Genomic DNA, 26025 nt, shown 5'->3' on the forward strand with positions numbered 1-26025 from the left:
AAAAGCGGCATCCCAAATAGAAAAAGCCGCGCCCTGTACGGTGCGCGGCTTTCTGAGATTGCGCAGCGCGCTATAGGCGCTGCTCATTTCCGGTATTCGTATTACTTGCGGGCCGGAAGGATCACTCCCCCGGCGCCCAGCATTATTTCTCAATCAGGAATTTTTCACGATCGAGACCTGCAATCCAGCGCGGCGGCTTGCCACGGCCGGACCACGTGCTGCCGCTTTCCGGGTCGCGATATTTCGGTGCGACCCCTGCGCGCGGGCGATTGGCGGCTTTAACACCCTTCGCCGCACGGCTACCGCCGAGTTCGCTCAACGAAATACCGTAATCGGCCATTTTTTGCTTGATTTCATTCAAGACTTCCGCGTATTCGCGCGACTTCGCTTCTTCGATCTGCTTTTCGAGTTTCTCGCGTTGCGCGAGTAGTTCCTTGTATGAAGACATAGCTTCCCTTGTCGTATGGATAAATGACTGCCAGTCTTATGCCGGCTTGCCCTTTGAAGGTTTCACGCCTCGGAATTTGTGGCGAGATTAACACAAAATAGAAAGACTGCAAAAGCGCCAACAAAAATTTAATTTAAATTCGTTTCAAAAAGTTTCCGAGCCGCACTGCGGCCGAGCGGCTTCCTTTCAATTACCTGATTTCGCATGTTGCTGAAAAAAATCCCATTGCAATGCATATTTATGAGATTAACTGGCAGCAAATGATATTTGCGATGCTGATTTCGCAGCAACATTTCATATCATGAGAGCTTTATCGAGATAAGCGCGCATTTTTAAGACAAAGCCGAAGACAAAAGCAGCGCTTCGGGACTGACGTCTATGTGTTTCCCGAAAAACAATAATGTTTAATCGGCATGCCGCTGGATGCAAACTTCGAGCGCCGCGTGCAACGTTTCGGTGTCGGACCGGGCATCGTCGAACGCGAAGCGGCGGCGAATGCCGTCGCGTTTCAGATCGGCGCCATAGCGATCGATGCCGAGCAATTGCGCGCCTCCCGCGCTGCCCATCCGGCGGCCGAATTCCTCGATCAGCGCATTTTCTTCGGCCGCGGCAAGCGGCGGCAACGGATCGAGCTCGGCGCCATCGAGCCAGCCCATCGCGCCGAAACCGCCGATATAGCGCAGGCGCTCGAGTTTCATCGTCCAGAACGAGAAATCGCCGAGCATGAGATAACGCTCCGCGTCCGGGTGATAGCGCAGATAACGCCGCACGTCTTCAGGGCTCGGGTCGAGCGGCTCGAACGTGCCCAGCAGCGTGACGCGCTGGCCGCTGAGTACGTCGCCGTCGGGCGCGTCCACCGCCAGAAATCCGGCGCGTGGATCGGCGTGCAGGTTGTGGGTATGCTCGGCGAGCCGGCTGACGAGGATCGTCGGACGATGCCGCGCGTCCGGCGCGAACGGCAGCACCGATGGATAAGGAAAGCCCTCGGGCTGGCGCGCGTGCCGACGGCGGTCGTGTGCAGCAGATGCAGCGGAGCGTGAGCGGGAATGTTCAAGCGAACGTACCTCGGTGAATGAGCCACGAGCGGCAAACGAAGATGGAGGAACAGGGTGCGTTCCGCCCGCTCAATCGTACGTGTCCGGCCTTGGGCTTCCAAGCATAAGACAGCATGCTTCGATAGAATCGGAAGTCCGCTTTCAATGCGCTTTCTCGCGCGCCCTCCGTTTCGAGACCTCCGTGCCCGATCAACCCGCCTCCGAATTCGCCGCCCTGCCCGCTGCTCATCGCGATCTGTCCGTCACCGCGCGGCAACGGGCGCGCATCGCCACGATGGCGCTGTTTTTTATCGCCGGCATGATGTACGCGTCCTGGGGGGTGCATGTGCCGACCGTGCGCGACCGCTTTCATCTGAATGCGGCGATGCTGTCGTTCGCGCTGCTGGCGGTCGCCGGCGGCTCGATCGGCGCGATGGCCGCCAACGCATCGTGGATCGCGCGGGTCGGCACACGCCGCGCGTGCCTTGCGGGCGGCCTCGTGATGGCCGCGTGCGCGGCGCTGATTCTGATCGTGCCGGCGTACTGGCTTTTGCTGATCGTGCTCGCCCTCTTCGGCGCGGGCATGGCCACGCTCGACGTGGCGATGAACGCCGAGGCGAGCGCCGTCGAAAAAGCGCTCGGCAAGCCGATCATGTCGTCGCTGCACGGCATGTTCAGCCTAGGCGGGATGTTCGGCGCGGCGGTCGGCGGGGCGTTGCTGTCGCGCGGCATGGCGCCGGCCCTGCATCTCGTGCTCGCCGCGGCGGTCAGCGCGCTCGTGCTCGCGCTGGCGTGCCCCTCGGTGCTGCCGCACGTGCCGCACGCCGAGCACCCCGACTCCGCCACACCGCGCGCGAGCCGCTGGCGCTCGCCGGCGCTGTGGGCGCTCGGTGCGATGGCGCTGGTCGCGCTGATCGCCGAAGGCGCGATGTACGACTGGGCCACCGTTTATATGCGCGACGTCGTGCTTGCCACGCCCGCGCTCGCGAGTGCCGCCTACGCGGCATTCTCGGGCGGCATGGCGGCAGCGCGTTTCGCCGGCGACGCGGTGCGCGCCCGCTTCGGCGCGCCGCAACTCGTGATGATGAGCGCGGCGCTCGCCTGCGCGGGCATGGTCGACGCGCTGGTGCTGCCCAATCCGGTCGCCGCGCTCGCCGGATTCGCGCTGATCGGCCTCGGCCTCGCGAACATGATGCCGGTGCTGTTCGCGGCGGCGGCGAGCGTCAAGGGCATCCACGCGGCGGAAGGGCTCGCGCATGTCGCGGGACTCGCGTATTTCGGCTTGCTGCTCGGGCCGGTCATCATCGGCGCGGTGACGCAGATCACCAATCTCACGATAGGCCTGTCGGTTGTCGCCGTGTGCGCCGCGTCGATCGCGCTGGTCGGCCCGAAGGTGCTGCGGCGTTTGAAGATTTGAGGTTTGAGCGCGCCAGCACTACGCCGGCGCGTCCAGCGTCATACACAACACTACCCAACCCTTGCGCCCCAAATAGAAAAAGGCACGCGCGCCTCGCAGCGCACGTGCCCTTTTCGGCAGCGAATCGAAGAGCGGCGCAACGCCGTCTTCGATCACGCGGATTACATCTTCACGACGTCGAGCAGCGTCTTCTTGCCCTGCTTGTAGCTGTACAGCGAGATCACGCCGTGCTGCAGGTCGCCCTTCGAATCGAACGTGGTTTCGCCGATCACGCCCTTGTAGTCGGTCGACGGCATCGCCGCGAGAATCTTCGCCGGATCGGTCGAGTTCGCACGCTTCATCGCGTCGACGATGATGTACACCGCGTCATACGTGAACGGCGCGTAGATCTGGATCGGCTGGCCGAAGCGCTTCTCGTACTTCGTTTCGAACGCCTTGCCGCCCGCCATCTTCTCGAGCGCCATGCCGGCTTCCGAGCAGACGATGTTGTCGGTGGCGTCGCCGGCCAGGTCGGACAGCTTGTCGGTACACACACCGTCGCCTGCCAGCACCTTCGCGCGCAGGCCGAGCTGCTTGGCCTGTTTCGCGAACGGGCCGCCGGTGGCGTCCATGCCGCCGTACATGATCGCGTCCGGGTTTTCGCCCTTGATCTTCGTCAGAATCGCGCGGAAGTCGACGGCCTTGTCGTTGGTCGCGTCATGCGACACCACGTTCATGCCGAGCGACTTGGCGGTCTTCTCGAATTCGTTCGCGAGACCCTGGCCATAAGCGGTGGAGTCGTCGACAATCGCGACGCTCTTCAGCTTCATGTCCTTCGCGGCGTAGTTGGCGAGTGCCGGACCTTGTTGCGCATCGGTCGCAACGACGCGGTACGTCGTCTTGAAGCCTTGTTGCGTGTAAGCCGGATTCGTTGCCGACGGCGAGATCTGCACGATGCCCGCATCGCTGTAGATCTTCGAAGCCGGGATCGAGGTGCCCGAGTTCAGGTGGCCGACCACGGCGACGACCTTGTCGTCGACGAGCTTCTGCGCAACCTGCGTGGCGGTGCGGGGGTCGGCCGCGTCGTCCTGCGCGTCGAGTTGCAGCGTGATCTTCTGGCCGCCGATCGTGAGGCCCTTCGCGTTGATTTCCTCGACGGCGAGGCGCGCGCCGTTTTCGTTGTCCTTACCCAGGTGAGCGATACCGCCAGTCAACGGCGCGACGTGACCGATCTTGACGACCGTGTCGGCCACAGCCGATGTTGCCAACGTCGCGAACAGCATCGCACCAGCGGCGATCGGCAACAGCTTTTGAATTTTGATGTTCATGTAAGTCTCCAGTTTCGGTCAAAACAACGTAATCGCCCTGTGCCCCGCTTCCCAAACACGTGTCGCTCAATCCCGTGGACGACCACGCCGGTTGCATCGTTCATGCACTTGGCCAGTACGTCTACCGGACTGTTTGTGACAGTTGGCAAACCGTACTTGCGCGCAAGTGTAGGTCATCAAATTAATTTGTGGGATTTTTTTGAGAAAGTGGGAAGAACACTAATAGCGTGTGTCCCAGGCGAGCCGCTTCCAGCTTGGGGAATAGGCCGGAAAGCACCAGCCCATGCGGGTTTCCGCTAATTGAGAGTTTTCTTTGCGCGCGCGAATCGACGCTTTTTCCGGCCTGAATGAAAAGTAATTCGAAGGTTTTTTCAACTAAATAATGAGGCGCACCGAACATGGTTGCGAGCGCGCCGGCAATTCGGAAATCAGCAACACATCAGCGTGTGAATGCGGCGACCCGCTCGGCGGCCGCCAGCCACTCCTGCTCGAGTTGCGCCATCAGTTCGGCGGCGCCGAGACCTTCGGCGCGCGAGCGTCCGAGCGGCGCGCCCTGCCCCGCCCAGAGCGACAGATAATCGCCGTTCTGCGCGCGGCCCGCGTTTTGCCGCAACTCCTGCGTCAAGGCGTTTTGCACCGGATACGGCGCGATGTTGTCCGCCGTTTCGCTCAGGCGCTGCATCAACGGATTGCGGATGCCGCGCGCATGGCGGCCGGTAATCGCGCGCGTCACCGTGGTCGACGTGTCCGACATGCCGCGTACACGGGTTTTCCATACCTCGGGGATCGCGCTTTCGCGGCAGGTGAGAAACGCGGTGCCCATCATCGCGGCCTGCGCGCCGAGCGCGAGCGCGGCGACGATGCCGCGGCCGTCCATGATGCCGCCGGCGGCCAGCACCGGCAGTCCGGTCGCGTCGGCGAGTTGCGGCACGAGCACCATCGTGTCGACGAGCGCATCCTCGAACGGGCCGATGAACGTGCCGCGATGCGCGCCCGCCGCCGCGCCTTGCGCGGCGATCGCATCGGCGCCGGCATCGCGCCACGCGAGACCTTCGGCGACATGCGTCGCAGTCCCAATCACATACTGGCCGTTTGCGTGCAGACGCTCGACGTCGGCGGCAGGTAGCAGTCCGAACGTAAAGCCGGCCACCGGCACGCGCAATTCGATCAGCGTCTCCAGTTGCGCGCGGAAGTCCGGCGCATAGCGTTCGAGCGCGCGCCCCGGCGGTAGGCCGAGATCGGCGCGCAGCGGATCGATCGCGTCGAGCGCGCGGCGCACGGTGGCGTCGTCCGGTGAAGCCGGATCGAGTACGAACAGATTCACGCCGAACGGGCGATCGGTCAGTGCGCGAATCGCCGCGACTTCGCTCGCGATCTTTTCCGGCGTGAGCGCAGCGCCCGCCAGAAAGCCGAGCCCGCCCGCATTCGACACCGCCGCCACCATCGCCGGCGTGGTCGCGCCGCCCGCCATCGGCGCCTGCACCACGGGCACGCGCATCTGAAAACGCTGCGCGAATGGCGTCACAAAATTGCCTTCATTCATGATCGATTTCCTTTTCCGGCGATGCGCCGGTGGTATCTCTGCCGCTACTTTCTGCAAGCATGCGCGCGGCGTGCTTACCACGTACTTGCTGCGTGCTTTCCGCGTGCTTGCCACGTATCCGCCGCGCGTTTTGACACGCGCGAGCCATCAGCTCCGACTGTACCCACGCGCGCCTCGCCAGATAAATGAATTATCGAGAATGTTTCAATCGCCTTACGAGAATCGTGCTGCGCGAGGCAAACCGAGAGGCCCCGGCCAGCCTCGCTGCGCGGCGTTTCTTTTGATGGCAAACTAACCGCCCGCTCCAGGCCGTCCAGCCTTTGGCGTTTCGATTACCCCGACCTCGCGCGGCACTCGCGCGAGTCAATGGAGAACAGCATGAGCACGACTTCCCGATGGATCGACATCCCCGCCGGCAACGACAGTTTCGGCGGCTACCTGGCGCTGCCCCAAGGCGGCAAGGGACCGGCCGTCATCATCATTCAGGAAATCTTCGGCGTGAACAGCCATATCCGCTCGGTCGCGGATCAGTACGCTCAGGACGGCTATGTCGCGCTCGCCCCGGACGTGTTCTGGCGCGTGCAGCCGCGCGTCGAATTGACGTATGAAGGCAAGGATCGCGAGAAGGGCATCGAACTGATGCAGAAGATGAAGCTCGACGACGCGGTCGCCGACATCGGCGCCGCCGCTGCCGCTTTGCGCGCCATGCCGGAGGTGACCGGCAAGATCGCAGCAATCGGCTACTGCTTCGGCGGCCGGCTGGCGTATCTGGCCGCCGCGGCAGGCTCGCTCGACGTGGCGATCGCCTACTACGGCGGCGGCATCCACATGCATCTCGACAAGGCCGCGAACGTCAAGGTGCCGATTCAGTTCCACTACGGCGAGCTCGACGCGCATATTCCTGCATCGGACATCGGCCAGATTCAGGAGCGCTTCGCGGGTCGCGGCGACGTTCAGTTCAACATCTACCCGAACGCCGATCACGGCTTCAACTGCTCGGAGCGCGCGTCGTACAACCAGCACGCGTCGGCGCTCGCGCATGGCCGCACGCTGACGTTCCTCGGCGAGCACATGTGAATTGATATGAGTGTGGATGGGCGAGCGTGAGCCGATGTCACTCGCGGCGTTGAGCCGCGCTTGCCGATCCGCGGCAGCATCCATTCGTACCCGCTGCGCCGCTCATACGGTTGGCCTGACGCATCTGAAGTGCGCTTTCGAATCGATGTGAAAGTCGATGTGAAGCACGTTCGGCGCGTAACTCGGGTACTCTCCGAAAGACGGTGTGTCGGCGACACGCCGTCTTTTTTCATGCGTGACGATCGAGCAGGCAACGGGACGCCCAGCAGAACGGTTCATCGCGCGCACAGGCAGCCGGCCATACTCGCCGCAGTCGACGCAATCACCGCACTCGCCGCAGAACTCAAACCGACAACGAGGCTCCATCCGCCGTGCACTCAGACTATCTTGCTCATGACGCCATCGGCCTCGCCGAACTCGTGCGCACGCGTCAGGTCAGCGCGCGCGAATTGATCGACGTCGCGATCTCGCGCACCGAAGCCGTCAATCCCGCGATCAATGCGGTCGTTCTGAAGGACTACGATGCAGCACGCCAGCGCGCCTCACGCGAGGACGCCAGGCGCGATGACGATGCGAACGGCACCCATGCCGCCAACGGCAGCAACGGCGCGGACACCGCGAGCGCGGCACTGGCTGGCGTGCCGTTCCTGATCAAGGATCTTGGCGCGCCGGTCGCCGGACTGCGCATGGCAATGGGCAGCCGTCACTACCGCCACTTCATTCCCGCACAGGACGCGCCGGTCGTCACGCTCGCGAAAGCGGCGGGCCTGAACATCTTCGCGAAGACCAGCACCTCCGAGCTGGGTCAGATGCCTTATACGGAGCCCGAACTATTCGGCGCGTGCCGTAATCCGTGGAATCTCGATCACACGCCGGGCGGTTCGAGCGGCGGCGCAGCGGCAGCAGTCGCGGCGGGCATCGTGCCGCTCGCGCATGCGTCGGACGGCGGCGGCTCGATCCGCATTCCGGCTTCGTGCTGCGGACTGTTCGGCCTCAAGCCGTCGCGCGGACGCGTGCCGCGCGCAGCGCCACCAGCCGCCGGTGAACTCGGCGCCGATCTCGCGGTATCGCGCAGCGTGCGCGACAGCGCGCTGCTGCTCGATCTGCTGTCGGGCAACGCGGAGCGGCCCACCGGTGCGCCCGGCACGTTTCTCAGTGCGGCGCGCGAGCCGTGCAAGCCGCTCAACATCGCCTACGTGACCGAGTCGATGCTTGCGCCGTCGCTCTCCGCCGATGCGCGCGCCGCACTCGAAGACGCCGCGCAACTCGCGAGTTCGCTCGGCCATCGTCTCGAACCGGTCTCGCTCGGCATCGATTTCGCAGCGGTCCGTCATGCGTTTCTCACGCTGTGGTCGGTGGTCGCCGAAGACCTCGTGCTGAACGCGGAACGCATCACCGGTCACAAGCCAGTGCGCAGTGAATTCGAAATTTCGACGTGGGCGATCGCGCACATTGGCCGCAAGCTCGGCGAGCAAGGCTTGCCAGCCGCGCTCGAAGAACAGCGCCGCATCACGGAGCGCCTCACGGATCTGCTGAACCGTTACGACGTGCTGCTGTGCGCGACGCTGGCCGCTGCGCCGATCAAGATCGGCGAGATGCGGCCCACCCCGGTCGAGCGCGCGCAGATGCGCGCGGTCACCGCGATGCCGCTCGAACGGCTGATGAAAATGCTGCTGCTCGAAGCGTCGAATAAGGCATTCGCGTGGGCGGGATGCACGGAGCTATTCAACCTGAGCGGGCAGCCGGCGATGTCGGTACCGCTCTACTGGAACGCGCGCGGACTGCCGATCGGCGTGCAATTCGCCGCGCGCACCGGCGGCGAAGCGACGCTGCTGCGGCTCGCCGCGCAACTGGAAGCGGCGCGGCCGTGGTTCGACAAGCGGCCGCCGTTGATGAACGCGCGGCGTTAGGGTCTGTTTGCATATGGAACGCACGTGCGTTGCCGCGAGAAGGGCCGCCCGCAAGGACTGTGACGCGGCGAATACTCACGCCGCCTTGCGCTGCGCATCGAGATCGACGTGACGCTGGCCCGGAATGCAGGCCACCGCGACGATCGACAGCGCGAGCCCCGCCATCACGTACCAGGTCGGCGCAAGCGGCGAACCGGTCGTGCTGATGAGCCAGGTCACGGCGAACGGGCCGAAGCCGCCGAACACCATCACCGCGACGTTGTAGGCGAGCGCAAGACCGATCGAGCGCACGTTGGCCGGAAACAGTTCGGCGATCAGCGCGCCGAACGGCCCGTAGTAGCCAGAAAGCGTGATCGACAGAAGCGCCTGCACGAGAATCAGCTTCGACACGCTCGGCTCACTCGCGAGCCACGCGAAGAGCGGATAGACGAGCACGAACGTGAGCGTCAGCGACCATAGGGACAAGCCCTTGCGCCCGATCCTGTCGGACCACGCGCCGGTTAGCGGCGAAAGCACCATCAACAGCAGATTGCCGACGATCACCGCATAGAACGACTGCGCATAAGGCAGCTTCAGCTCCCTCACTGCGAACGTCGGCAGATAGTTGATCAGCACGTAGATCGTCACGGTGAGCGCGATCACCGAGCCGAGTCCGCACAACACGCTGCGGCTATGGCTCGTGAACACCTCGCGCAGTGTGGCGCGCGGCGCATTTTTTCGCGCGAGCAGAAAGACTTCGGAATCGGTGAGACGACGGCGAATATAAAAGCCGATCGGCCCGATGATCAGACCGAGAATGAACGGCACACGCCAGCCCCAGGACTTGAGCGCCTCGGGCGACAGGCCGCGCGTAATCGACGCGCCCACCAGTGCGCCGAGCAGCAGCGCCGCCGCCTGGCTCGCCATCTGCCAGCTGCCATAGAAGCCGCGCTTCGAGAACGGCGCCGCTTCGATCAGCAAGGCCGTCGCACTGCCGAATTCGCCGCCGGCGGAAAAACCCTGTAACAGACGCCCGAGCACGATCATCAACGGTGCGGCAATGCCGATCGCCGAATACGGCGGTGCAATCGCAAGCAGCAGAATGCCGAGCGTCATCAGCGCAATCACGAGCGACAACGCCGCCTTGCGCCCGGCGCGATCCGCGTAGAGGCCGAGCACGATGCCGCCGACCGGCCGCATCACGAAGGCGACGCCGAAGGTGGCGGTGGTGAGGAGTATCGATGAATACCCGTTACTGGCCGGGAAGAACAACTGGGCGATCACCACGGTCAGGAATCCGAACACGGTGAAGTCGTACCATTCGAGCGCATTGCCGATCACGGCCGCGACGACTGCGCGCGTATTGAGGCTCCTCGACGCGGGTGCCATGCGAAATCTCCAGCTCGCGAAAACGTCATCTCAAGCCTCGAGAAAGCGTCTGCCGCGCACTGCGGAACATGTCCGATTGCCCACAGCCGGGAGGTACGCCGCAATGTTGCGGTGCACCTCACCGGAGCCTGTAAGCACTTCGAACCCGGTCTTTGTCAGGCCTTCTTGTTATATGCGCTGCACCAACCCTTGGCCGAGACCTGCTTGCCCGGGAACATCGGGCAGCCGCCGAAGGCGTCGCCCGCTTTGCCCTGGAAGAAGCTGCAGTTGCCGCAGTCCTGGCCCGGCGCGAATTTGGCGAACTTCGCCTTGTCGACGGTACTCGCGTCCGCCCGGTAGCCGAGCGCCTGCGCGGTCGGATCGGTTTCAGCGACTTTCGGCGCATCGGCGAACGCCTGGCGCGACAGCGCGAACGTCGAGGCCACACCAATACTGGTAATCAGAAACGTACGACGGGAAGATCTCATGGGGACTCACTCCATTTATATTGAACTGACGCCGTTCTGATGACGACGGTCCCCAAGCATAGCAATGAAGCCGCCGCGCGTGACGGTCCAAATGATAGAGATAAGCGGATCGGTAGGGAGACGGGGCACAACAGGGCACGACGGGGCGCGACGAAAGGCGCCGCGCCTCGCGCATTCGCGTGCATTTACGTACATCAGGCGTGTCGTGCGTATCAAGCGCGCCCGGCCAGTTCGCAAACCCGCTGCGCAATCGCGAGCGACGCGGTCAAGCCCGGCGACTCGATGCCGAACAGATTGACGAGCCCGCGCACGCCATGCGCCGCCGGCCCCTGAATCACGAAATCCGCGGCGGGCTCGCCGGGACCGGACAGCTTCGGGCGAATGCCCGCATAGGCGGGCTGCAATGCGTCGTCGGGCAACGCGGGCCAGTACGCGCGAATCGCGGCGTAAAACGATTCCGCGCGGCGCGGATCGACGTCGTAATTGATCGTGTCGACCCATTCGACATCGGGGCCGAAGCGCGCCTGGCCGCCGAGGTCGATCGTCAGATGCACGCCGAGGCCGGCCTCGTTCGGCATCGGATAGATCAGGCGGCTGAACGGCGCGCGCCCCGAGATGCCGAAGTAGTTGCCGCGCGCGAAATAGAGCGGCGGCACGTGACGCGCATCGAGCCCGCGAATCTTGCGCGCGAGCGCGTTCGCATGGAGGCCCGCGCTGTTTATCACGCACGCGGCGCTGATCGTGGTCGGCGCACCGCCGCCCACCGAGATGACGAAGCGCCCGTTGCGCGCCTCGATCGCCTCGACCGGCGCATGAAACGCGCACATCGTGCCATCGCGCTCGGCATCGCCTTGCAGCGCGAGCATGAACTGATGACTATCGACGATCCCCGTCTGCGGCGAGAACACCGCCGCCACGCATTCGAGCGCTGGTTCGAGCGCCTGCGCCTGATCGCTGGTGATACGCATCAGATCGAGCACGCCGTTATCGCGCCCTTTCGCCATGATGCTTTCGAGCTGCGGAATCTGGTTGCGCGAGGTGGCGACGAGCAGCTTGCCGCAGCGCGAATGCGGCACGTTGTGCTCGGCGCAATAGTCATAAAGCATTTCGCGGCCGTGCACGCACAGCGCGGCCTTCAGCGAGCCGCGCGGATAGTAGATGCCCGCGTGAATCACTTCGCTATTGCGCGAGCTGGTGCCCACGCCGATCGCCTCGGCGGCTTCCAGCACGATCACCTCGCGCCCGCGCGCCGCCAGCGCGCGCGCCGTCGCGAGGCCGACCACGCCGGCGCCGATCACTACACATTCGATCTGATCCATATCCTTTGACGCGGCCTGCTGCGCCGCGCACTGCCTCATTCAGCCGATGGAGAGGAAGACAGGATGCCGCGCCTGCGTGCCGCGGTCCGCTCGCTGTCGAACACCGCTGTCAAACACATTGGCCTGCATCTGTCCGCTCGCGTCCTTCTATAACCGTCATTAAAATTGTACGACGCGGTACAGACAGAAATGCCCGCAGGTCGTAGAGCTGCGGGCATTTCTGTCTCGAGCGCACGCAAGATGCGGCGGCCCGACTGCTTCAGTGTATGCCGTCGAAGAGCGCAGTGCCGACTTCTTCGCACCGCAAGCCGGTGCGCCGCCGGGCTCGCCGAAGCCGCTCACGCGGGTCGGCCAGCCGGCCTGCGCACGGGCCCGGCATCCGGCCAGCCCGCCACGTACCATCCGATACGCATCGAGTGCGCCTCAAAAATAGCAATAATTGCCGCAACATTGATCTTATTCCAGGTACGAATTCCCGCCCCAAGTCCCACAAACTGCCAAGAAAGGTGGTTTTCTGTCGAAAAATGGGCAAAAAACCTCAAAAACCGATCGGTTTTCGCCGGTTTCCGTAATCGAGGCGGATATCGGCGGATTCGATCTCGTTGCGGCCGGCGATCCGCGCCGCGCCGAAGCCGTTCAGAATCGCGCGGCGCATTTCGCGCGGCGAAGCGCGCTTGAGCGCGTCGAGCGCCGGGTCGCCGAGCGTTTCCGGGAAGCGCAGCCCCCAGTTGTGCGCCGAGCGGATCTCGTCGTAGATCGATTGCGCGATGCGCCGCGCGCCGTCGTGGTCCGGCGGCGGAATCTCGTACACGTTCATGCGGTTCAGGATCGGCTCGGGAATCGCGCGCTCGTCGTTGGCGGTCGCGATCCAGATCACGTTGCCCGCGTTGATCGGAATCTCGGCGAACTCGTCGATGAAGCTCTGCGCGGTATCGTGCTCGAGCAGCGCATAGAGCGCGCCGAGCGGGTCGTACTGCGAATCGCCGGTGGCCTTGTCGATTTCGTCGACGGCAATCACCGGATTCGCATAGCTGCCGTTGACGAGCGCATCGAACACCTTGCCCGGCTTCGCGTTCTTCCATTGCGACGACGCGCCCGACAAAATCCAGCCGGCCGTCAGCGAACTCATCGCGACGTACTGATAGGCGGTGCCGAGCAGACGCGCGAGCTGCTTCGCGAAATGCGTCTTGCCGATGCCGGGGTCGCCGAGCAGCAGAATCGGCATCAGCTCGAGCCGGTCTTCGGTTTCGAGGCACAACGCGACCTGCTTGCGGATGTCGTCGAGCGGTGCGGAAAAATTGGGCAGCGCGTCGATCAGATCGTCGATCGACGGCATCCGGTTCGGCTTCACGCAGAAACGCAGATTGCCGGTTTTCAGCATCTTCTCGTAGGTCACGCGCAGCGCCTCGTTCGCGCTGTCGCCAAGGCCGTTCAGCGCGGTTTCGACCTGATCGAGGTCGTACACCCGGCTGAAGGAGGCCACGGCGATTTCCTGTTTGACCATTGCTGTCGTCATCGCTCACCCCGTTTGGCTGGTCCCGCTGCGGCGGCGCCTCGTGGGCGCCGGTTCAGGTCCAGTGTAGCGACGACTTGATCGCGTGCAAGCCAGCAGTCGTGCGGCTCTGCTGCTAACAGCCGCGTGTTTTTGGCGCCTGTTTTGGGCATCTGTTTCCAGAGCCCGTTTCCGGCGACGCCCCGAAGGGGCTCCCTTGGGAAACACCCCGAAGGAAGTGCCCTTGGGGCATTCCCATCCTTATCCGGAATGGATTGTTGCTGAACCGGAGCGCCGTTGGGCCTGTCAGAAACCGGTGCGGCCATCCGGGGTAAGATGGCTTTCTGCCTACTTGGTAACTTACCCGGCAACTGCACGAACCGACGCCGTGACCGGAGATTCCTTCCATGTGGAAAACCAGTATCGCCGCCATGCTGCTTGGCGCTTCGTTGCTCGCACACGCGCAACAACGGCCGGCGCAGCAGGTCGTGCAATGGCAGTTGCAGGTCATGCAGGACGGTCAGCAGATCGACTCGTTCGAGGGCACCACCACCGTCGGCCAGGCGCGCACGGACACGCATCACCGGGTCGTGCAGCATAACGTCGGCTGCAAGGATCAACCGGCCGGCAGCATCGACCTGTCGCGCACGCTAACCGTCTCGCCGTTGCGCGTGGACCCGGAAGGCGTGATGCTGTCGATCGAGACGCAGGAAACGCTCGAAGACGCCACCGCCCAGCGCACCGACATCGGCTGCAAGCTGCCGCCGCAGCCGCGCCAGGTGAGCGCGAGCCATCCGGGCCTCGTCGTGCCGCCGGATCAGTGGGCGAGCTGGACGATCATCGAGCGCAACCCGAACCTGGTTTATCGCGTGCATGCGAGCGCCGTGAACGGCAACGGCGGTGCGAACGGCAATGCGGCCAGTGCGGCGAACGGCAATGCGAGCGGCAACGCAGCCAGTGCGGCGCACGGCAATACGAACGGCAACGCGGCCGGCAACTCGAACTGACATGAACAGCGGACCCGAGCACCACGCTTTACCAAAGCCTTCAAACAGAACACGTGGATAACGCGGCATGCGAAACCCAGAAGAATTGATCCGCGAGAGCCTCGCGCCGAACGATTTCGTCGCGGTGAGCTGGAACCTGCACAAGGGCCGCACGCCACTCGGCTTTCAGGCCTGGCAAGCCATGCAGCGATGGGTGCAATCGACCCACGCGGATGCCTACTTCCTCCAGGAAGCGATGGCGCGGCGCATGCCGTCGCCAATGCTCGCGAGCAGCTTCGGCGCACCGATGGAGGATCCGCTGTCAGACGTCTGGCACTGCCAGGCGACCGAAATCGCCCGCTCGCTCGAACTCGAAGTCGCGCTCGGGCCGAACGTGTTCAAGCCGTCATGGCGGCACGGCAACGCGATTCTGTCGCCGCATCCGCTCGATCTCGGCGGGCGCTGGGACATCTCCGCGCACCGCTTCGAAAAGCGCGGCCTGCTGGTCGCGCGCGCCACGTTCGGCGGACACCTCGTCACGCTGCTGTGCGCCCACCTTGCACTGACGCGCCCGGCACGCCTGCGGCAGATGAACTGGATCGCGCACTGGATCGCGAAGGAAGCGCCCGCTGGCCCGCTCGTGCTGGCCGGCGATTTCAACGACTGGCGCAACGACTCGGTGCCGCTGTTCCGCGAGCATGGTCTGCAGGAAGTGGCGACGCTGCTCGGCGAACCGGCTCGCACGTTCCCGGCGTTCTCGCCGGCGCTCTCGCTCGACAAGATGTTCGTGCGCGGCATGCAGCCGGTCGAATGGATCCAGCCGACGCAGGAAACCGCGTGGCTGTCGGATCACCTGCCCTATATGGCGCGCTTGCGGCTCGAGTAGACGCCATCACTCCCGATGCGGCGTCCAGGTCAGCGCCGCCTCGATCTCCTCGCCCGGCTGCAACACGCAGCCGCCGACCTGTTCGCGCATGCCCACCGCGTTGAAGCAGTCGGTCGTGTTCGTCACCGGCTCCACGCACAGTTGCGGATCGTTAGCGGGCGCGAACACCACCATGTGGTCGAACGGCGCGTCGGCGGTCATCGTCAGGCTGCGGTGTTCGTCGGGCCACGCAATCGTCGCCTCGCGCGCCCAGTTCGCGAAGTTGTTGTCGAGATCGAACGCATCCGGCGACATGCCCGCGCGCAACGCATCGACTGCGGGATGCGCGCCGAAATGGGTGGGCAGCACCTCGGCGTCGGCGTGCCACATCGCCTGCACGTCGGCATACACGCGCGTCTGCGCGGTGCGCGGGTAGTACGGGTGATGTCCCATGCCGAACGGCATCGGCCGGTCAGCGAGATTCTGCGCGGACAGCGTGATGCGCAACGCGCCGCCGCTCAACTCGATGCGCTGCCGCGCGCGGTAGCGAAACGGCCAGTCGCCGCGTACGCGCGGGTCCGGCCGATGCTCGAAGGACAGTTCCGCCGCGCTTTCGTCAAGCGCGTCCACTCGCCACGGATGCCGCCACGCGTTGCCGTGCAGCGCATGCGCGAAGCGCGCGTCGTTGCCGGCGAGGTCGATCGTCGCGCCGTCGAACTCGAAACGCGCGTCGCGAATCCGGTTGCAATACGGAAACAGCGGGAAGCTCGCCATGCGCAGCGGATCGCGCGCCTCGAACGCTTGCGGGACCGCCGGGCGCAGCCAGTGCAACGGTCCCGCGGACGTGGCTTCGTAGAAAGCCGCAAGCGCGCCGCCGACGTCGGGCGCGATCACCACCCGCAAAGCGCCGGCCGTCAACGTGACGAGCCGCGCGGCGATGACGGGATCGTCCAGCCACGAAAGTTGTGCCGCGAGATGTGTCATAGGCTGTGTCGCAAGCGGCCGGCGCGGATTAAGGGAAGCGTCGCGCATAGTCAGAAAAGGCGAAAAAATGGTTGCTGTAACGTGCCGCACACAGCCCGCGGCCGGCGGACCGTCTGGGCCCGCCCGAGCGAGAATCGCACGACCGGGCACGATTGGTCAATATTATTAGTAATAAATTCGCTGAAAGAATTGGTTAGGAACGCGGCTCCAGGTTCCCAAATGGCGGGTTAGCGCGCGTTGCCGTGTGCATATTATTAGTGGTACCGTCATCGGCATGATGCCAGCGGCATCCCCATGCTTTCGCGCCGTCTCCATGCGGCCCGCACAATGAAAAAATCGACTCAACGCCGTCCGACCATGACCGACATCGCCAAACTCACCGGCGTGTCGCAATCCACTGTTTCGCTCGTGCTGAACAACGCGGCCGGCGCGAAGTTCTCCGAGACCACCCGCAACAAGGTGCTGAAGGCCGCGCACGACCTCGGCTACCGGCTTTCGCTGCGCGAGCCGGTCGCGGCGTCGGGCGACGAGCGCAACCTGATCGTCTATCTCGCCGACGAGATCTCGACGAGCCCGCATCCGGTCGTCAACGTCGACGGCGCGCGCGACGCCGCATACGCGAGCGGCAAGATGCTCGCCGTCTATTCGACGCACGGCAATGCCGACATCGAAAAGCAGGTGCTCGACACGGTCCTCACCAACCCGCACGTGTTCGGCGTGATCTACGCGACCGTCTACACGCGCAAGGTCGCGCCGCCGGCCGCGCTCTCGCAGATGCCGACTGTGCTGCTCAATTGCTACACCGGCGACAGCACGTTTTCCTCGGTGGTGCCGGCCGAGGTCGCGGGCGGCCATCTCGCCACCGACTACCTGCTGCAGGCCGGTCACCGGCGCGTCGGCTACATCAACGGCGAGCCGTGGCAGGACGCCGCGAAGGACCGCCTCAAGGGCTACCGCACCGCGCTCGCCACGGCCGATCTGCCGTTCGCGCCCGAACTCGTGCGCGACGGCGACTGGAGCTCCGGCCTCGGCTTCGAGATGACGCTTTCGCTGATGCGCGAAGCCAATCCGCCCACCGCGATCTTCTGCGCGAACGACCTGACCGCGATCGGCGCGATCGAAGCGCTCAAGCAGCTCGGGCTGCGCGTGCCCGAAGACGTGTCGGTGCTCGGCTACGACGACCAGGAAATCGCCCGCCACACGCATCCGCCGCTCTCGACGGTGGTGCTGCCGAACTATGAACTCGGCCGCTGGGCCGTCGAGACGCTGCTGCAGGAAGAGCACAACCGCGCGGCCGGCGCGCCGGTGCGGCATCGCACGGTGAAACTCGACGGGCCGCTCGTCGAACGCGCCTCGGTCAGGGTAATTACCGAGGCTAAAAAGCCAATAATTAATATTATTAGTGATTGACCGATAATAATTCTGAGTGGAATAATCGGCACGTCGGGTCGGGAAGGAAACGCACCGGCTGGTGATAGTGATAACCCGGCCGTCTCGCTTCGGCGAAAAACTGGCAGGACCCGGCAAACACCCGAGGCAATACCGAGCAGCACAAAAAGCAAATACAACCCTCACCCGGTTACTGGAGGAAGACATGGCGTCGCTCAATACGCAGTCGCGCAAGCACGCGCGCAAGCAGCAGATTCGTCCGCTGGCAGCTTCGCTGCTGGCTCTGGCAATCGGTCTCGGCGCCGCGGCCGCGCACGCCGACGACGCGTTGCCGAAGTTGCCCAACAAGACGCCGCTGAAGGTCGGCTTCGCGCAGACCGAAAGCAACAACCCGTGGCGTCTCGCGGAAACCAAGAGCTTCAAGGACATCGCCGCGAAGTGCGGCTGGCAGATCGTGATGACCGACGCCAACGGCTCGAACTCCAAACAGGTTTCCGACATCCAGAACATGATCGCGCAGCACGTCGATCTGCTCGTGTTCCCGCCGCGTGAAGAAAAGCCGCTCGCGCCGGTCGTGCTGCAGGCCAAGAAGGCCGGCATTCCGGTGATCCTCGTCGACCGCGACGTCGACCAGTCGGTGGCCAAGGCGGGCCGCGACTACATCACGTTCATCGGCTCGGACTTCATCGATCAGGGCCACCGCGCCGCCGACTGGCTCGTCAAGGCCACCAACGGCAAGGCGAAGATCATCGAACTCGAAGGCACGACCGGCGCGTCGGCTGCAAACGACCGCAAGAAGGGCTTCGACGAAGTGATCGCGAAGAATCCGGGCATGACGATCATCGCTTCGCAAAGCGGCGACTTCGCGCGCGACACCGGCCGCAAGGTGATGGAAACGCTGCTGCAGGCGCATCCGGACGTGACCGCCGTCTACGCGCACAACGACGAAATGGCGCTCGGCGCGATCGCCGCGATCAAGGCGGCCGGCAAGCAGCCGGGCAAGGACATCCAGATCGTCACGATCGACGGCACCAAGGGCGGCATGGACGCGATCGCCGCGGGCGAACTCGGCGCGAGCGTGCAGTCGAGCCCGTTCTTCGGCCCGCTCGCGTGCGACGTCGCGCAACGCTACGCGAAGGGCGAAAAGATCCCGACGTGGGTCAAGGTGTCCGACCGCTTCTACGATAAGGAAAACGTGCAGCAGAACATGCAGTACGGCTACTGATCGCAAGCATTGGGGAGCCCCCTGAGAACAGCATTTCCTCAGGGACTTCCGCAGGCGTTGTAGCAGGAAGTCACCCGCCTTCCATGAATGTCTCCTCGTCGGGCGGGTGGCGGGAAGGGTTCGAAGCGACGCGCCCGTGACCGCACGGACCGTCGCTTCGTTTTTATGCGGCGTAACATGGGTCGGGTGCGCGTGCACCGCAGACCCGCGTCGACCGCACGTGGCCGCTCGCCGGTTCACGCTCTGCGCTACTCGCGCTGCGCGCCGGACGGCATAGACGCAGCGGCGCAGGCGTCACGACAACGCAGGCAGCAGCACAGACAGCCGGTCGACATGGACGCCAAAGCGGCAACATCGGCAGTATCCGCATCAGGAGAACACCCGTGACGGAATCCGGCAAAGAGACGCCACATTCCCCCCTCAACCGTTCGCCGCTGCTCGAGATGCAGGACATCGGCATCAGCTTCGGCGGCGTGCCCGCGTTGCGCAGCGCCAATCTGAGCGTCGCCGCGGGCGAAGTGCATGCGCTGATCGGCCAGAACGGCGCCGGCAAATCGACGATGATCAAGATCCTGACCGGCGCCTATCGGCGCGGCTCGGGCAGCGTGCGCTTCGAAGGCCGCGAGGTCGATTTCCGCACGCCGAAGCAGGCGCGCGAAGCAGGCATCAGCACGATCTACCAGGAGATCAACCTGGTGCCGTTCCGCTCGGTCGCGGAAAACATTTTTCTCGGTCGCGAGCCGCGCCGCTTTGGTCTGATCGACTGGCGCACGGTGCAGCAGCGCGCGGCCGCGCTGCTCGAATCGTTCGGTCTGCAGATCGACGTGAAGAAACCGGTCAGCCGCTATTCGACCGCGATCCAGCAGATGGTGGCGCTCGCGCGCGCGGTGTCGTCGGACGCGAAGATGGTCATCATGGATGAATCGACCTCGTCGCTCGACGAACGCGAAGTGGAACTGCTCTTCACGGTCGTGCGCAAGCTGCGCGACGACGGGCGCGCGGTGATTTTCGTCTCGCACCGGCTCGACGAACTGTACGCGCTGTGCGACCGCGTCACCGTGATGCGCGACGGCCAGACGGTCGCGCAAAGCACGATGGCCGAGATGGACAAATTGCAGCTCGTCACGACGATGCTCGGCCGCACACTCGCCGCCGTCGTGCAGGAAGACACCGCCTCGCGCGAAGCGAATCTCGCGCGGCGCGGCAAGCAGGTAATCGGCGCCATGCAGATCGGCGCGCCGCCGAAAGTCAATGAGGTCTCGCTCAACGTGCATGCGGGTGAAGCGGTGGGCCTCGCGGGCCTGCTCGGCTCGGGCCGCACCGAAACGATGCGGCTGATGTTCGGCGCCGATCCGCTCGCGCAGGGCTCGCTCTCGATCGGCGGCGAGACCGTCGCGCTGAAGTCGCCGCAGGACGCGATTGCGCGCGGTCTCGCGTATCTCACCGAAGACCGCAAGGGCGAAGGCATCGTCCCCGAACTGTCGGTGCGCGACAACCTCACGCTCGTGTGCCTGCGCACGCTCGCGAAAAACGGCGTGGTCGACGTGAAGAAGCAGCAGGCGATCGTCGATCGCTTCATTGCGTCGCTCGGCATCAAGCTGCGTTCGGCCGATCAGCCGATTCGTGAACTGTCGGGCGGCAATCAGCAGAAGGTGCTGCTCGCGCGCTGGCTCGCGGCCGAGCCGTCGCTGCTCCTGCTCGACGAGCCGACGCGCGGCATCGACGTCGGCGCGAAGGCCGACGTCGCGAAGATCGTGCGCGAGCTGCGCGACGCGGGGCTCGCGGTGCTGCTCTCCGCGTCCGAACTCGAAGAGCTGACCGCGGTGGCCGATCGCGCGGTCGTAATTCGCGACGGGCGCACCGTCGCCGAACTGAACGGCGCCGAGATGAGCGAAACCGCGATCATGGACGCGATCGCCTACGGCAGCGAAGGCCAGTCGGCATTGGCCGAAGCGGCCCAATCCGCACATATCGAAGACGCGTTGGAGGGCGACCGTCATGGCGCTTAAGCTTCATTCAGATTCGCTTCATTCAGATTCGCTGCACCCGGCTTCCCTGCCCGCCGACACCTTGCGCACCGATGCGGCGCGCGGCGACACCGCCACGCTGGAATCGGTCAACGCGGCCAACGCTCCACGCGCGAAACCGGCGAGCACCGTGCAGAAATGGCGCCATCTCGCGATGCAGCGCGAAGTCATCGTGCTGCTCGCGATGGTGCTGTTCAACCTGATCTTCACGCCGCATTTCTGGTCGCTGCAGACCTTCAACGTGAACATGACGCAGGTCGTGACGATCGTGATCGTCGGCATCGGCATGACGCTCGTCGTGGCGACGGGCGGCATCGATCTGTCGGTCGGCGCGTCGATGGCGATTTCCGGCGCGCTCGCGCCGATGCTGTTTCTCAACATCCCGGGGCCGCTCGGCATCGCGCTCGCATTCGTGCTGCCGGTACTCGCGGCCGCCGCGTGCGGCGTGTTCAACGGCCTGCTCGTGACAAGGCTATCGGTGCAGCCGATCGTCGCGACGCTCGTGCTGTTCATCGCGGGACGCGGCATCGCCCAGGTCGTCACCGACGGCAGCCTGCAGGCATTCGACACGCCCGCGTTCCAGTGGATCGCGCTAGGCAAGGTTGCGGGCGTGCCGTTCCAGGTGCTGCTGATGCTCGCGCTCGTCGCCGTGTTCGTGTGGGTCGTGCGCAAGACGCTGTTCGGCCAGTACCTGCTGATCACCGGCGGCAACGAGAAAGCCGCGTACCTGTGCGGCGTGCCGACCGCGACCGTCAAGCTGATCGCCTACACGCTGTGCGCGGCGCTCGCGGGGCTCGCCGGGCTGATCTCGATCTCGGTGAATTCGTCGTCGGATGCGAATGTGGTCGGGCTTGGCGTCGAGCTCGATGCGATCGCGGCGGTCGCGGTCGGCGGCACGGCGTTGACGGGCGGCAAGGCCTATATCGGCGGCACGCTGATCGGCGCGCTCATCATCCAGTTGCTGCGCTATACGCTGCTCGCGCACGGCATTCCCGATGCGGCCGCGCTCGTCGTGAAGGCCGGCATCATCATCGCGGCGGTTTATGTGCAGCGGCGCTCGCGCTGACGCTTCACGTCGCCCACCGACACTCCCGGACTCGATGCGATGAAAAAGAATCTTCCTATCCTGATTGCGCTCGCGGCTCTCGTCGTCCTTGGGCTCGTGCGCTACGAACACTTCGGCTCGGCGTACAACATCACGTCGTTCTGGCGCTACAACTCGATGTTCGCGCTGATCTCGATCGGCATGGCCTTCGTCATCATCACGGGCGGCATCGATCTGTCGGTCGGCACGGTGGCCGCGCTCGCGAGCGTGGTCGCCGCGCTGACGAGCGTCTACGGCGGCTGGGTCGCGGTGCTCGCGGGCTGCGCGGCCGGGCTTGCGGTCGGCGTGCTGAACGGCATCATCATCACGCGGCTCAAGATTCTGCCGTTCATCGTGACGCTCGCCACCAGCCTCGGCGCGCACGGCGTCGCGCTGCTGCTCGGCAAGAACGACGCCGTATCGATCGCAGCCGATTCGAACTTCGGCAACTTCGGCCAAGGCGATCTGTTCGGGCTGCCGATTCCGGGACTCGTCGCGCTCGCCGCGGCCGTGGCGGGCTGGCTCGCGCTGCGCAGCACGCGCTTCGGACGGCACTCGCTCGCGATCGGCGGCAGCGAAGAGGCCGCGCGGCTGATGGGTCTGAACGTCGACCGCACGCTGGTCACGGCCTATGCGGTGAGCGGTCTGCTTGCCGGCATGGCGGGCGTGATCCTCGCCGCGCAGTTCGGCGCGGGGCAGCCGAACGAAGGCGTCGGCTGGGAGCTGTTCGCGATTTCGGCGGTCGTGCTCGGCGGCACGCTGCTGACCGGCGGCGAAGGCTCGGTCGCGATGACGATTGCCGGCGTGCTACTGCTCGGGCTCGTGTTCAATCTGCTGAACTTCGAGAACGGGCTCGGGTTTATCAGTCTGTCGGCGTACTGGCAGTCGGTGATTCGCGGTGTGTTCCTGCTACTCGTGATCGTGATGCAGGCGCGGGTGTTGAAACAGCGCGGCAAGAAGCGGGTGGCGGCAGCGTGAGCAAGCGGCACCCGCGAGTTGAGCGTCACCAACTGCATCGGACAGAATTTCCTTACCTGACTGAGACTTGCCCCGGCAATCACCGTCCCGGCCCCCTATCTGTGTACCGATAGACTCACCGTCGAACCGTGCGGGCGTGGCGTGCCGCCGACGCGTCACGGCGCCCCAGATCGTCGTCCTGTTTCCGCTTATTGACTGTCTTTGCGCAACGTCCAGACTGTCGCCGTATTCGTGTTGTCGTCTACCGCGGCAAACTGCAGGTGGCGCTTGCTGTCGAGGCCGAATGCAAGACCAAATGCGGAGCCCGACGCAGCGTCGACCGACAGTTGCGCGACGAATTGTCCCTCAACAGTGAACTCGACAATTTCGCTGGGATGCTTCGGGTCGGGATTGACCGCGTCGCCGTTTGCAGTAACGAGATGCCCGTTGGGTGCGAGTGCCAGCGCAAGCGGACCGTGCAGGTGGGTGTTGTCCTGGTAAATCATCCGACCCATTCCGCCATCATGATTCGCGCCGGCAGCGCCGTAGATCGCGAACACCGCGTTGTCGCCTGTCGAGGCGACGTAAAGCGCATCATGCGATGGGTCGTAAGCCAGCCCCGTCGGGCCGACCACGAGCGCCGCCGGGTCGGTGCGGTGCAGGTAGCCTGACGCGATGATGGTCGAGCTCGGCAGCACCTGAACGCCATTCTCCCCGATGGCAAGATCGATCCGCGCGACCTTGCCGTTCAACACATCCGAGACGAAGACCCTGGCGAATTGCCCGCCGTCGATCACGGCCAGGTCCCAGGGACCATCCAGCAGGTTGGGATCGATCAGTTGCTTGACGAGACCGCCCTGCGGATTGATGACGAGCAGCGAGCCCGGCGCGACGACGTTCTTGCCATCCGTAGTCGGCACATTGCCCACCAGCACGAAGCCGCTTCTCAGCACGGCGAGCGCCGTCGTGAGACCGAGGTTGTGGCCCTGGAAGAACGTCACCGGGTTGCTATTGGACACGAGCTTGACGATCGTCGTACCGGTTCCCTGCAGATTCGACTTCGCATTGAAATTCGACACCACCACATCGCCAGGTTTGAGCGTGCTCCAGGACGGCACGCCGGCCGGCACGAACGCAATGCCGTACGGATTGACATCGCCGTTGGCCGGAACGGTCGATGAGGTCACCGAATTTGGCGGCAGGATCACCTCCTGCGCCCCGGCCCCGAGCGTCCCCAACGATAAAGCCAGTAGCCCGGCTCGACACACCGCACGACGCACGAAGCGCGCTGCGCGTACCCGTATCACCAACCCGTTGAAGCCAACGTATGAACCGGATGCAGACATAGCACGAGAAGCTTCCATTTGACACCTCCTACTCGCAGGGACGGCCGGAGCCGTCAGGACGAGTCGCGCAGTCACCCCACTGCATTGCTTCACGCGACTCGCGTGCTGCGTAAACGAGGCAACGTCTGGTGTATTCCCCAAAAAATCGCGCCACGCGAACGATGTCGAAAACCAGGCGATCCCGATTGCGCCGGGAGGGTTCCGCCCCACTTGCCAGTTTTATCAGCAGGGTCAATGCTGCAGCGCACGCCGCCTTTCGGTATGATCCTGAAATTGTTGCCCGCGCGGCGCGCCGCTTTCGCGCATGCCAGGCAGCCAATGGCCCGCCGCCTCGCGCGGCATTCGCCGAATCGCCGTACCCCGCTGAAGCGCGGCCGCACTCACGCCAACGTACTTTGCAGCGCCAAAAAACCGGCGCCGCCGCTTCCTGGTCCGGCAACCCGCTTCACCACGCTCAACCGCCGCGCCGCGGCCCCGCACCGCGGGCACGGTAAAATGGCGGATTGCGCGTGTTTCCCGACCACGGGTTAGCGCAGCATCGCCCTTGCCGTGCCGGCCGGCTCAGACGACTGGCCGCCTTTGTTTTCGCACTATCCAAGAAGCCATGAGCAACCTCAATTCACAAACCGTCCTGAGCGTCCATCACTGGACCGATACGCTTTTCAGCTTCACCTGCACGCGCGATCCGTCGTTCCGCTTCGAAAACGGCCAGTTCACGATGGTGGGCCTCCAGGTCGAAGGCAAGCCGCTGATCCGCGCATATAGCCTCGCCAGTGCGAACTACGAAGAACATCTCGAATTCCTGAGCATCAAGGTGCAGGACGGCCCGCTCACGTCGCGCTTGCAGCACCTGAAGGTCGGCGACGAAGTCCTGATCGGCAAGAAGCCGGTCGGCACGCTGGTGGCCGACAACCTGCTGCCGGGCAAGACGCTGTGGCTGCTCTCCACCGGCACGGGCCTCGCGCCGTTCATGTCGATCATCAAAGATCCGGACATTTACGACCGCTACGAGCGCGTGATCCTCACGCACACCTGCCGTTTCGTCGACGAACTCGCGTACAAGGAATACATCACCGACCACCTGCCGGCGCACGAGCACCTCGGCGAACTGGTGCAGGAAAAGCTGCTGTACTACCCGACCGTCACGCGCGAGGCGTTCCAGAACCGCGGCCGCATCACCGAGCTGATCGAAACCGAAAAGCTGTTCGCCGACCTCGGCGTGCCGGGCTTCTCGCTCGAAAACGACCGCATCATGCTGTGCGGCAGCCCGCACATGCTGCGCGACACGCGCAAGCTGCTCGACGACCTGGGCTTCAAGGAAGGCAGCAACAACGACCCGGGTCACTACGTGGTCGAAAAGGCCTTCGTCGGCTGAACCCCATCCGTTTGCGGCCCTCGGTGCCGCGAATCCCGCAAAAAGGAGCCTCCGGGCTCCTTTTTTGTTGCTGTTACAAATTGCCGCCAGCTAGTTGACATTCTGCGTCGGTATTATTCCGACAAATTTCGATCCGAAAAACATCAAGCAGCGTATGAGAAGTACGCGCTAACCGTTGGTGCGACTGCGCTTTTCTTATTTTTGAGATATTATCGCGCCGCAAGATCAGACGATTCGGCAGCCTTTCGTGGTTCACCTCAATTGTTACTAAACGTAAATTTCGTTACGTTCCAGCTTGGCAATCTGTCCGTTGCGCCCCGTGTGCGACGGACGCACCCGGAGACTTGAGAGTCGCATGCCTTCTTCTGTCTTCATGCCGCCTGTACGCACCTGTTTCGCTGTCCA

Annotated in this window: 22 protein-coding genes and 1 pseudogene; 12 read left to right on the forward strand and 11 right to left on the reverse strand. The window is 64.3% G+C overall.

All coding sequences use genetic code 11. From position 1 onward, the window contains the following. Positions 1–142: 142 nt before the first annotated feature. Both B9Z01_RS10570 and B9Z01_RS10575 read right to left on the reverse strand, forming a co-directional pair. The gene (locus B9Z01_RS10570; RefSeq protein ID WP_085482656.1) at positions 143–448 is read right to left on the reverse strand and encodes an H-NS histone family protein; all 306 of its coding nucleotides are present in this window, start codon (positions 446–448) and stop codon (positions 143–145) included. Between the two features lie 404 nt (positions 449–852). After that, a pseudogene (locus B9Z01_RS10575) lies at positions 853–1502 on the reverse strand (HugZ family pyridoxamine 5'-phosphate oxidase). Positions 1503–1684: 182 nt separating this feature from the next. Between B9Z01_RS10575 and B9Z01_RS10580 the strand changes: the two are divergent. Beyond that, on the forward strand, positions 1685–2899 hold the full coding sequence (locus tag B9Z01_RS10580; RefSeq protein WP_085482658.1) for an MFS transporter: 1215 nt from the start codon (positions 1685–1687) through the stop codon (positions 2897–2899). Between the two features lie 161 nt (positions 2900–3060). Here B9Z01_RS10580 and B9Z01_RS10585 read toward each other — a convergent pair whose 3' ends face one another. The 3 genes from B9Z01_RS10585 to B9Z01_RS10590 form a co-directional block, all read right to left on the reverse strand. Beyond that, positions 3061–4206, reverse strand: a complete 1146-nt coding sequence (locus tag B9Z01_RS10585) for a branched-chain amino acid ABC transporter substrate-binding protein (RefSeq protein ID WP_085482660.1) — start codon at positions 4204–4206, stop codon at positions 3061–3063. Between the two features lie 181 nt (positions 4207–4387). Then, a complete protein-coding gene (locus tag B9Z01_RS34780) occupies positions 4388–4606 on the reverse strand; it encodes a hypothetical protein (RefSeq protein ID WP_143808887.1) in 219 nt (72 codons plus the stop codon). Between the two features lie 39 nt (positions 4607–4645). Then, positions 4646–5749: an NAD(P)H-dependent flavin oxidoreductase gene (locus B9Z01_RS10590; protein WP_085482662.1), complete on the reverse strand. Its 1104-nt coding sequence runs from the start codon at positions 5747–5749 to the stop codon at positions 4646–4648. A 378-nt stretch (positions 5750–6127) separates the two neighbouring features. Here B9Z01_RS10590 and B9Z01_RS10595 point away from each other — a divergent pair, with 378 nt between their 5' ends. Next, positions 6128–6826, forward strand: coding sequence for a dienelactone hydrolase family protein (locus B9Z01_RS10595; RefSeq protein ID WP_085482664.1), 699 nt, complete (start codon positions 6128–6130; stop codon positions 6824–6826). A 371-nt stretch (positions 6827–7197) separates the two neighbouring features. Then, positions 7198–8736: an amidase gene (locus B9Z01_RS10600; RefSeq protein ID WP_085482666.1), complete on the forward strand. Its 1539-nt coding sequence runs from the start codon at positions 7198–7200 to the stop codon at positions 8734–8736. Between the two features lie 75 nt (positions 8737–8811). Here B9Z01_RS10600 and B9Z01_RS10605 read toward each other — a convergent pair whose 3' ends face one another. The 4 genes from B9Z01_RS10605 to B9Z01_RS10620 all read right to left on the reverse strand — a co-directional run bounded on the left by B9Z01_RS10605 (position 8812) and on the right by B9Z01_RS10620 (position 13406). Further along, positions 8812–10104: an MFS transporter gene (locus tag B9Z01_RS10605; protein WP_085482669.1), complete on the reverse strand. Its 1293-nt coding sequence runs from the start codon at positions 10102–10104 to the stop codon at positions 8812–8814. Between the two features lie 155 nt (positions 10105–10259). After that, positions 10260–10571: a high-potential iron-sulfur protein gene (locus tag B9Z01_RS10610; protein ID WP_085482670.1), complete on the reverse strand. Its 312-nt coding sequence runs from the start codon at positions 10569–10571 to the stop codon at positions 10260–10262. Between the two features lie 212 nt (positions 10572–10783). Beyond that, positions 10784–11890 carry an NAD(P)/FAD-dependent oxidoreductase gene (locus B9Z01_RS10615; protein WP_085482672.1) on the reverse strand — a complete coding sequence of 369 codons (1107 nt, stop codon included), beginning with the start codon at positions 11888–11890 and terminating at the stop codon, positions 10784–10786. Positions 11891–12428: 538 nt separating this feature from the next. Further along, positions 12429–13406 (reverse strand): AAA family ATPase, encoded by a 978-nt coding sequence (locus tag B9Z01_RS10620; protein ID WP_085482674.1) that lies wholly within the window; start codon positions 13404–13406, stop codon positions 12429–12431. Between the two features lie 383 nt (positions 13407–13789). On the opposite strand from B9Z01_RS10620, the gene B9Z01_RS10625 reads away from it, so the two are divergent. Both B9Z01_RS10625 and B9Z01_RS10630 read left to right on the forward strand, forming a co-directional pair. Beyond that, positions 13790–14389, forward strand: coding sequence for a hypothetical protein (locus B9Z01_RS10625; protein ID WP_085482676.1), 600 nt, complete (start codon positions 13790–13792; stop codon positions 14387–14389). 67 nt (positions 14390–14456) lie between these two features. Then, positions 14457–15254 (forward strand): endonuclease/exonuclease/phosphatase family protein, encoded by a 798-nt coding sequence (locus B9Z01_RS10630; RefSeq protein WP_085482678.1) that lies wholly within the window; start codon positions 14457–14459, stop codon positions 15252–15254. A gap of 6 nt (positions 15255–15260) precedes the next feature. On the opposite strand, the gene B9Z01_RS10635 is transcribed toward B9Z01_RS10630, so the two are convergent. Next, entirely contained in the window at positions 15261–16217 is a 957-nt protein-coding gene (locus B9Z01_RS10635; RefSeq protein ID WP_244195982.1) for an aldose 1-epimerase, read from the reverse strand. A gap of 357 nt (positions 16218–16574) precedes the next feature. Here B9Z01_RS10635 and B9Z01_RS10640 point away from each other — a divergent pair, with 357 nt between their 5' ends. From B9Z01_RS10640 to B9Z01_RS10660, 5 genes are all read left to right on the forward strand, one after another. Next, positions 16575–17627, forward strand: a complete 1053-nt coding sequence (locus tag B9Z01_RS10640; protein ID WP_085482682.1) for a LacI family DNA-binding transcriptional regulator — start codon at positions 16575–16577, stop codon at positions 17625–17627. Positions 17628–17811: 184 nt separating this feature from the next. After that, complete coding sequence (locus B9Z01_RS10645; protein ID WP_085482684.1) at positions 17812–18831, forward strand: ABC transporter substrate-binding protein; 1020 nt, start codon at positions 17812–17814, stop codon at positions 18829–18831. A gap of 443 nt (positions 18832–19274) precedes the next feature. Next, positions 19275–20840, forward strand: a complete 1566-nt coding sequence (locus tag B9Z01_RS10650) for a sugar ABC transporter ATP-binding protein (RefSeq protein WP_244196003.1) — start codon at positions 19275–19277, stop codon at positions 20838–20840. Positions 20841–21012: 172 nt separating this feature from the next. Continuing rightward, positions 21013–21924: an ABC transporter permease gene (locus B9Z01_RS10655; protein WP_420814662.1), complete on the forward strand. Its 912-nt coding sequence runs from the start codon at positions 21013–21015 to the stop codon at positions 21922–21924. A gap of 39 nt (positions 21925–21963) precedes the next feature. Continuing rightward, entirely contained in the window at positions 21964–22920 is a 957-nt protein-coding gene (locus B9Z01_RS10660; RefSeq protein WP_085482688.1) for an ABC transporter permease, read from the forward strand. A gap of 188 nt (positions 22921–23108) precedes the next feature. Here the strand turns inward: B9Z01_RS10660 and B9Z01_RS10665 are convergent, their stop codons facing one another. After that, complete coding sequence (locus B9Z01_RS10665; RefSeq protein ID WP_420814659.1) at positions 23109–24263, reverse strand: NHL repeat-containing protein; 1155 nt, start codon at positions 24261–24263, stop codon at positions 23109–23111. Between the two features lie 216 nt (positions 24264–24479). On the opposite strand from B9Z01_RS10665, the gene B9Z01_RS10670 reads away from it, so the two are divergent. Continuing rightward, positions 24480–24776, forward strand: coding sequence for a hypothetical protein (locus B9Z01_RS10670; RefSeq protein WP_085482690.1), 297 nt, complete (start codon positions 24480–24482; stop codon positions 24774–24776). Positions 24777–24849: 73 nt separating this feature from the next. Beyond that, complete coding sequence (locus tag B9Z01_RS10675; RefSeq protein ID WP_085482692.1) at positions 24850–25620, forward strand: ferredoxin--NADP reductase; 771 nt, start codon at positions 24850–24852, stop codon at positions 25618–25620. Positions 25621–26025: the final 405 nt, after the last annotated feature.

It is taken from the genome of Paraburkholderia susongensis (assembly GCF_900177725.1).
Lineage (GTDB): Bacteria > Pseudomonadota > Gammaproteobacteria > Burkholderiales > Burkholderiaceae > Paraburkholderia > Paraburkholderia susongensis.

What these genes read in the sequence shown, in the direction of transcription:
- B9Z01_RS10570 (WP_085482656.1), bottom strand. Translation starts at nt 448, where the DNA reads ATGTCTTCATACAAGGAACTACTCGCGCAACGCGAGAAACTCGAAAAG.
- B9Z01_RS10585 (WP_085482660.1), bottom strand. Translation starts at nt 4,206, where the DNA reads ATGAACATCAAAATTCAAAAGCTGTTGCCGATCGCCGCTGGTGCGATG.
- B9Z01_RS34780 (WP_143808887.1), bottom strand. Translation starts at nt 4,606, where the DNA reads ATGTTCGGTGCGCCTCATTATTTAGTTGAAAAAACCTTCGAATTACTT.
- B9Z01_RS10590 (WP_085482662.1), bottom strand. Translation starts at nt 5,749, where the DNA reads ATGAATGAAGGCAATTTTGTGACGCCATTCGCGCAGCGTTTTCAGATG.
- B9Z01_RS10595 (WP_085482664.1), top strand. Translation starts at nt 6,128, where the DNA reads ATGAGCACGACTTCCCGATGGATCGACATCCCCGCCGGCAACGACAGT.
- B9Z01_RS10605 (WP_085482669.1), bottom strand. Translation starts at nt 10,104, where the DNA reads ATGGCACCCGCGTCGAGGAGCCTCAATACGCGCGCAGTCGTCGCGGCC.
- B9Z01_RS10610 (WP_085482670.1), bottom strand. Translation starts at nt 10,571, where the DNA reads ATGAGATCTTCCCGTCGTACGTTTCTGATTACCAGTATTGGTGTGGCC.
- B9Z01_RS10615 (WP_085482672.1), bottom strand. Translation starts at nt 11,890, where the DNA reads ATGGATCAGATCGAATGTGTAGTGATCGGCGCCGGCGTGGTCGGCCTC.
- B9Z01_RS10620 (WP_085482674.1), bottom strand. Translation starts at nt 13,406, where the DNA reads ATGACGACAGCAATGGTCAAACAGGAAATCGCCGTGGCCTCCTTCAGC.
- B9Z01_RS10625 (WP_085482676.1), top strand. Translation starts at nt 13,790, where the DNA reads ATGTGGAAAACCAGTATCGCCGCCATGCTGCTTGGCGCTTCGTTGCTC.
- B9Z01_RS10630 (WP_085482678.1), top strand. Translation starts at nt 14,457, where the DNA reads ATGCGAAACCCAGAAGAATTGATCCGCGAGAGCCTCGCGCCGAACGAT.
- B9Z01_RS10635 (WP_244195982.1), bottom strand. Translation starts at nt 16,217, where the DNA reads ATGACACATCTCGCGGCACAACTTTCGTGGCTGGACGATCCCGTCATC.
- B9Z01_RS10640 (WP_085482682.1), top strand. Translation starts at nt 16,575, where the DNA reads ATGACCGACATCGCCAAACTCACCGGCGTGTCGCAATCCACTGTTTCG.
- B9Z01_RS10645 (WP_085482684.1), top strand. Translation starts at nt 17,812, where the DNA reads ATGGCGTCGCTCAATACGCAGTCGCGCAAGCACGCGCGCAAGCAGCAG.
- B9Z01_RS10650 (WP_244196003.1), top strand. Translation starts at nt 19,275, where the DNA reads ATGCAGGACATCGGCATCAGCTTCGGCGGCGTGCCCGCGTTGCGCAGC.
- B9Z01_RS10655 (WP_420814662.1), top strand. Translation starts at nt 21,013, where the DNA reads ATGCAGCGCGAAGTCATCGTGCTGCTCGCGATGGTGCTGTTCAACCTG.
- B9Z01_RS10660 (WP_085482688.1), top strand. Translation starts at nt 21,964, where the DNA reads ATGAAAAAGAATCTTCCTATCCTGATTGCGCTCGCGGCTCTCGTCGTC.
- B9Z01_RS10665 (WP_420814659.1), bottom strand. Translation starts at nt 24,263, where the DNA reads ATGGAAGCTTCTCGTGCTATGTCTGCATCCGGTTCATACGTTGGCTTC.
- B9Z01_RS10670 (WP_085482690.1), top strand. Translation starts at nt 24,480, where the DNA reads ATGCTGCAGCGCACGCCGCCTTTCGGTATGATCCTGAAATTGTTGCCC.
- B9Z01_RS10675 (WP_085482692.1), top strand. Translation starts at nt 24,850, where the DNA reads ATGAGCAACCTCAATTCACAAACCGTCCTGAGCGTCCATCACTGGACC.